At 55.7% G+C, this 6,865-nt stretch carries 8 protein-coding genes; all 8 read right to left on the reverse strand.

The annotated features are described in order from the left end of the window. Positions 1-108: 108 nt before the first annotated feature. Positions 109-327, reverse strand: a complete 219-nt coding sequence (locus M8370_RS22535; RefSeq protein ID WP_032618577.1) for a DNA-binding transcriptional regulator — start codon at positions 325-327, stop codon at positions 109-111. Positions 328-389: 62 nt separating this feature from the next. Continuing rightward, complete coding sequence (locus M8370_RS22540) at positions 390-1,562, reverse strand: phage late control D family protein (RefSeq protein ID WP_250021774.1); 1,173 nt, start codon at positions 1,560-1,562, stop codon at positions 390-392. Next, positions 1,559-2,023, reverse strand: a complete 465-nt coding sequence (locus tag M8370_RS22545; RefSeq protein ID WP_029883057.1) for a phage tail protein — start codon at positions 2,021-2,023, stop codon at positions 1,559-1,561. Before M8370_RS22545 ends, M8370_RS22540 begins: the two co-directional genes overlap by 4 nt. Before the next feature lie 12 nt (positions 2,024-2,035). Continuing rightward, entirely contained in the window at positions 2,036-4,483 is a 2,448-nt protein-coding gene (locus tag M8370_RS22550; protein WP_250021776.1) for a phage tail tape measure protein, read from the reverse strand. Next, complete coding sequence (locus M8370_RS22555; protein ID WP_436325027.1) at positions 4,473-4,595, reverse strand: GpE family phage tail protein; 123 nt, start codon at positions 4,593-4,595, stop codon at positions 4,473-4,475. Before M8370_RS22555 ends, M8370_RS22550 begins: the two co-directional genes overlap by 11 nt. A 32-nt stretch (positions 4,596-4,627) precedes the next feature. Beyond that, positions 4,628-4,921, reverse strand: a complete 294-nt coding sequence (locus tag M8370_RS22560) for a phage tail assembly protein (RefSeq protein ID WP_029883937.1) — start codon at positions 4,919-4,921, stop codon at positions 4,628-4,630. Between the two features lie 56 nt (positions 4,922-4,977). Then, entirely contained in the window at positions 4,978-5,496 is a 519-nt protein-coding gene (locus M8370_RS22565; RefSeq protein WP_250021777.1) for a phage major tail tube protein, read from the reverse strand. Positions 5,497-5,508: 12 nt separating this feature from the next. Further along, the gene (locus M8370_RS22570; protein WP_250021778.1) at positions 5,509-6,702 is read right to left on the reverse strand and encodes a phage tail sheath protein; all 1,194 of its coding nucleotides are present in this window, start codon (positions 6,700-6,702) and stop codon (positions 5,509-5,511) included. Positions 6,703-6,865 lie beyond the last annotated feature (163 nt).

The raw sequence follows: 6,865 nt of genomic DNA on the forward strand, positions 1-6,865 counted from the left end.
CATGAGTGGCTTTTTTGTTGACTCAATTTGTAGTGGCGATGAAATGGCGGTTGATGTCTGGAATTATGGCCCTCGTGAAGTAAAAAAACCCGCTCTAAGCGGGTTCTTTTACATCCATAACTGACGCTGACCTGTAGGCAGCGGATGCGGAGGCGCTGGATTTACGCACTCAGGTGTAACAATAAATCTCTCCACGGATTCCATTGTCACAAAGGTACAACTGCAATTTATGTTTGTGCATTGATGATACCGTTCTTTGGTGTTTTCACTCAGATATCGACTTGTGCGAGCATGAGCCGCATGTTTGCACTTCGGACAATGGAACATTCAACACCCTCAATTCACCTTTGGTGAATAAATGATACCCAATAATTCACCATTTTGGAAGCTCACCCCTCTACCATCTCCTCCGTTGTGTATTCCAAATCCGAAACCTTAACCTCAAGCTCTAAGCCCGTCGTGTAGCCGCTCCCGTTAAGGTTATGCACCACCCGGCTGATTATCCAAGCCTGTTCGTCTATGATGCGCTTAAAGCCTTTTACCGCCACCGGCATTTCAGGAAATAAATCAGCACGGCCAATCGCCAGCGAGATTGAGAACTCCGCAACCCCGCGCTGCAGCTTGTCCCACTTTGCCTGAGCGGCTCGCATGGCCTGCGCCTTTGTGGCGTAAATCGTCGTCAATTCCAGCACGTTGTCAGCTTCACCGGCCATGTACTCACCCTCGCGCGCTTCCTGCTCTTTTTTGGCTTTAGTCTTTGCCGGGGCTTTGGTCGCTTTCGGGTGCTGCAGCGCTCGAAGGTGCTGCTCTTTGGGCTTGCGCTTAAGTTTCACCTTCTGCTTCTGTGGCTTCGGGTCTTTGGTGTGAAGCCATTTCGCCGTAACGCCCGTGTAGGCTTTGCGGTCAGCGATGGCAAACTGATGATGATCGCCATCGCCGCGCTCAAGAGTCATCTGTGGAATGGATTTCCCACTGGCCGTCTTACCGCTCCCGGCTTTCAGGAATAGCAGTTTCCCCGCTTTCACCGATACTGACGCACCGTTGCGGTCAGCCAGACGGGACAGAAACACCGCGTCGGATTCCTGAGTCTGGTCAATGTGGGGGACGGGGATCGCTTTCAGCGTGTCGGCCACGCTGGCCTCCAGCTTATTGCGCGCCGCGATGGTCTCAACAATGACGCCGAGCGTGGTGTCGTGCCATGACTGTTCCCTGCGGGAGTTCAGCGACCCGCGAAAATCAGCGCTGCGCCCCCGGATGGTCAGCGTATCAGGCGCACCCCGGTGCTCGATTTCATCGACCGTGAAAGTGCCTTTTTTTATCAGGCCGCTACCCTGCCAGCCCAGCCACAGCGTTAACGTTGCGCCGCGCGGGGGCAGTGCGATTTGCCCGTCGGTATCATCGAGCTCGATATCGAGTTGGTCGGCCTCGAATCCGCGATTGTCCGTCATGGTCAGGCTGATTAACCGGTCGCTAAAATCCTGCGTAATATCTTCGTTATCCTGCTTGAGCATAAACGCCGGGGCTATCTTTGCCCCGGCCTGAATATTCATACCTGTAATCACCCCGCCAGCCCTCCCAGCCAGTTACCGGCAGACGTCACCAGATTGTCAGCCTGCGTTTTCAGGTCGCCATAAATGGCCGCGAGCGACTCATCGACCCGTTTCAGCGAAAGGCTAAACTCGATTTTTCTTGCCGCGCCGTCGTTGAATAATTCGGTGTGTGTATGGGTCACTTTATCGATGACATACATGCCGTGGATCATGCCCGTACCGTCAATTAGCGGCCACGCTCTGCCCTCATCGGCCATCAGCTCAATGGCTGTCAGTGACAGACGTCCGCCGGTGATTTCGGGGTACAGCACGCCCGAAAGCGTGCGTGATGTTTCGCCCTCCCCGAGATACTGATAAGCCGGCGGTTTTCCGATGCGGTCATTTGACGCCCAGCGGTAGTCCTTCGAATACTGCATCGACTGATGCGGCAGCGTGCGGCGTTCAAATACAAATAAACCTAACACCATTAACATGCTTTATCCCCCTCAGTCATGACGCATACTTGAGCGCTGACGCGCACGGTTTTCCCGGTCGAGTTTATCGACAGCCTCGCGGAGCTGGCGGTCGAGGTCGCTACCCGGCGCGATACCACCATTCAGGTGAATGTTATATTCAGGCTTGCTCTGGTCGACGTAAGTCTTCCCGGCGGGAGCTGGAACTGGCTGATACCAATGAAAACCACCGTAAGCCGCGCTTGGTCTGATGTATGGCTCGTTTTGCGAGCCCGTTGCGGCGCTGGCTTTTGCTGCCTTCTGGTCAAGGTCGCTCGACTCTTTATTGATAACCCCGAGCTTTTCCAGTAACCAGTCAACGCCGCTGCGCAATTTATTGAAACTTTTGAGCGGTAACATCAGTGCGTCGGCCAGCACTTTACCGAACATCACACCCGCATTTTTACAACTGTCGAGAGTATCCTGCGTGGCCTTAACCGGCGCGATCAGGTCTTTAAACCACTGCCAGACCCCGCGCAATTTATCCATGAAAGAATCGAATACCGGTGCGAGCGGTGCGAAAATTTCCGCCACCGGCGCAAAGGCCGCTTTAAGTCCCTCCACCACGCCCGAAAAGAATGCGCTTATTGGCTCCCAGTATTTGCGTATCAGGAGCGCCCCGGCCACCACCGCACCGGCGACCGCTACCACCGGCAGACTGATTGCCCCGAGTGCTGTCGCTATCGCGCCGCCTGTAACTGTAAAAACTGTTCCCAGCACACCCGCTGCGGCGATAATCGCGTTGATACCCATCACCACCGGCCACGCCACCAGACCAATTCCGCCGATAATGCCAATCAATGCCAGTGCGCCACCGGCAATAACACCGATAGTGGTCGCGAGTGATTTATTGCGTGTGATCCAGCCATCGAGTTTTAAAACATATCGTGTGGCCGTCTGCGTGAGTTTGCGCAGTGCGCCCTCCTGCTGGTCAAACAGGTCTGTACCCACGGCCTCATAAGCGGACTGAAACTCTTTAAAGTCGCCGCCGAGGTTGTCCTGCATGATTTTGACCAGCTCCTCAGTTTTCCCGTCCGAGGCTTTAAACGCCGCGGTGAGTTTGTCGAGCTTGCCGGTCGACGCTGCGGTCATCAGCACCGCTGCCGCCGAACTCGCCTCTTCACCGAAGATGGTTTTCATGTACTCGCCGCGCTGGCTGGTACCGAGATTGTTTTTCTCAAAACTGCGCTGCATTTCCTTCAGGATGGAAAATATCGGGCGCGTGTTTCCTTTGTCGTCAGAGGTTTTGACACCGAGCTCTTTGATTGCTTCATACGCTTTACCGGTCGGTGCCTGCAGGCGGCTCAGGATTGCACGGCTACCCGTTCCCGCCATCGAGCCGGTAATTTTGGCATCGTGCAATGCGCCGACCATTGCGGCGGTCTGCTCGATGCTGACACCGGCATTTTTCGCCACCGGCGCGGCATAGGTCAGCGCATCACTCAGCCCGTCAAAGTCGGCAGCGGTTTTGTTCATCGTCATTGAGAGAACATCACCGATGTGTGCGATCTGGTCGTTGGAAAGCTGAAACGCTGATTTCATCCCCGTCAGCAGGGCGGCGTTTTCCTCCATTGAGCGCTGATTCGAAAGCGCCATATTCAGTGTAACCGGCGTCGCCGCCTGAATGGCCTCGGCATCCCCGCCGCTTTTCGCAATGATAATTTGAGCGCTTGCCGCATCGTCTGCAGACGCGGCGGTATTGTCACCGAGCTGGCGCGCCTGTTTGCGCAGCGCCTCCATTTCGGGTGACTGTTTCTCTACACCGAGAACCGCCTGCAGCTCTGCGTTTTTCTGTGCAAACGAATAGCCAGGCATCAGCAATTTTACCCCGGCCATCGTTCCTGCAGTAGCGATACCAACACCGGCAGCACCTGCAGCGGCCATATTTCCCGCAAGCTCCTTGCCTGATTTGTATCGCTCTTTCACCTGGCTTAGTTTCGCCTGCTGCGCACTGACACGCGCCAGCGCCTCACGCTGCCGGTTAAGCTGTGCGGTTGTCTCGCTGATACTGGTTTTCAGGCGTCGCTCGTCTGCCGACAGCGTGCGGGTGTTTATCCCGGACTGCGCGAGCTCGGTGCGCTGGCGCTGTACCGACTGCCTGAGCCCGTTATATTTGAGCTGCAGGTCAGCGGCGGATTTCTTTGCCGCCTCCATCGCGCGCGCCTGCGCTTTAGTCGGGTTTTCTGTGTTTTTAAACTGGACGGCCAGTGCTGCAGCCTCCTGTTTCGCTTTATCAAGCGACTGACCAGTCACGGCAAGCTGTGCGCTCGCTTTCCTGAATCCGTCAATTCGGGACGCCTGCGCATTCAGATCGCGCAGGCTGTTTTGAGAAGTGCGGATATCGCCAGCAAGGGTCTTGCTGGCATTCTGGATAGCTTTAAGCGGTCGGCTTGCCCGGTCTACTGCGTTCAGCAGTACCTCAATCCTGACGTTATTGCTCATGGTGGTGTCCGCTTCGCTGCAGCGCCTTTTCGCGCCATGTGATGAGCTCGGTCACGCTCAGGGAATAAAGCTCTGATGGCGGCCAGTGAAAAACTACCGCGATATCCGCCATCAGGTCATCGACCGAGAGGTTATCCGGGAAGGTCAGCGTGCCGAAGATGGCGACAAAAAACCGACCACCTTACCGGCGAACAAAATCAGGTCTGACGCTTCCAGCCTCATGACTTCTGACTCAGTCAGCGCCGGGTACGTCATACGCGGCAGCACCTTAATCAGCGCATCGACGTCAGAGTTTGCCAGTGCGGCCAGACTCACGCCGCGTAACGTTCCTGTGTTGGGTTTGGTCAGCGTCACCTGTTCGATTTTTTGCTCACCGCGCATGACGGGATTATCGAGGATCACAATGTTTGGGTTTTCGGTTTCGTTGATGTTTTCCATGATGTCACTCTCTTCAAAATTAAGTGACCGGCCAGCCTGACTGACCGGTAAAGGGGTTACAGGCCGATAGCCTTACGATGTTCTGCCAGACGGTCGACGCCATCGACTTTCATCACCATGTTGATGACGTCAATCTCGATGACTTCTTTGCCGTCAATCGTGAGCTGGTAGTACGAGCACTCGGTCGAGATTTTGGTCGTGCCGCTTTCGCCCTGTTTGTTTTCGCCGCCGTCGTACTCTTTGTGACGGCCACGCATGACAACCTCGACGGCAGAAATCGCGCCAGTGTCATCGCGCTGGAATGAGCCGGTAAAACGCAGCGGCACGCTATCCGCGCCGGGTGATGCGTACTGAGCCCACAGCTCGACATCAGGCAGACCACCGAGCGTCCACTCAAGCGCGAGCGCATCGTCATCGAGCCCGAGGTCAATAGACACCGAGCCGGGCATCCCGCCACCACGGTATTTCTCAAGCTTGCGGGTCAACTTTGGCAGGGTGACGGATTCAACGACGCCCATATAGCTGAGACCGTCGTTAAACATGTTCAGGTATTTCAGTTTGCGTGGTAACGCCATGTGCTGAGCTCCTTAGCTGTTGACCGAGTCTGACAGGTTCGCCAGATAGGTATCGGTGATGCGCTGGCGCAGGGTCAGGTTTTCCAGCGGCGGGACGGGGGTGTAGTCGTAATCGATATACAGTTTCCCCGCCTTGAGGGTTTCCGCACTGTTTGACTCCGGGTCGTACCAGCAGGTGCCGTCAACGATATAGCCGTTGTTTTTCAGCTCGCGGAATTTCGCATTGATACCGGCGACGATGTCGCGGATAAGCGTTGCGGTGACAGGTTTATCAATCGCCCACGCGTGCGCTTCCGCCATCGTATCGGCCAGCACCTGAGCGGTGCGGGTATAGTTCTCAAACACGAATAACGGGTCATCTGAGCAGGTGCGGTTACCCCAGAATTTAAAACCATCGTTACGAATAAGCGTGGTGACACCTGCCTGATTGAGCAGGTTCGCGTCGGTGGCCTGCTCCTGCAAATCCCATGAGACCGAAGCACTGACGCCAGTGACACCATTCACGCCGACGTTAGACAGCGTCTTGTGCCAGCCGGTCTCCTGGTCGATTTTGGCGCGCAGTCCTAATGCGCGAGCGGTCGCCCATACGATATCGGTTTCGTTCGCCGTGGTGTCCCATGCCAGAAAATCAGGGTGAATCACCATCAGCTCGCGCTGGCTGAAATTCTTACGGTAGGCAATGGCTTCGGAAATGGTTTTGCAGCCCCACGCGCTGATATAGCCAAACGCACGCAGGCTCTGGCAGGTCGCCGCGAGCGCGGTCGCCACTTCCTGAGAATCCAGCCCCGGCACGCCGAGAATGCGAGGCTTGACGCCGGTGACGGTTTTGGCGGTCAACAGCGCTTTAAGCCCGGTATATTTGCCGTTTTCGTCGGTCGTGCCGATGATGTTGGAAATGGTCTCTTTCTGCGCGGCTTCCGGGTCGTCCGGGTCTGCGATACCTTCGGCAACGCGCACAACCACAACAACCGGCTTGCACTGGTCGGCGATGGCCTGCAGGGATTTTGACAGGGTGCCAAGTTTACCGGCCTTACCGATAGCGTTTTGCACGCTGGTAATCAGCACCGGCTCATTAAGCGGGAATGTTGAGTCGTCAGCATCGCTGGCCGTACAGACCATGCCAATAATGGCCGTCGAGACGGTGGAAATGGTGCGCGTGCCATCGTTAATCTCGATGACCTCGACGCCGTGGTGATAGTCGCCCATCTGTTTAACTCCGTGGTTAAGGGGTGCGACCATTTTTAGTCATGCAATCTACAAGTGCGATAAAACAGCGTTTGCAGGAGGATGAGACAACAAACAAAAAGCCCTCCGGGTGGAGGGCTGCCATCAGACAGGCTTTTCAGGCCACTCGATATTCGGGGCGGAA

The sequence above is a fragment of the Enterobacter cloacae complex sp. OE43NF genome, from assembly GCF_023544405.1.
GTDB lineage: Bacteria > Pseudomonadota > Gammaproteobacteria > Enterobacterales > Enterobacteriaceae > Enterobacter > Enterobacter cloacae.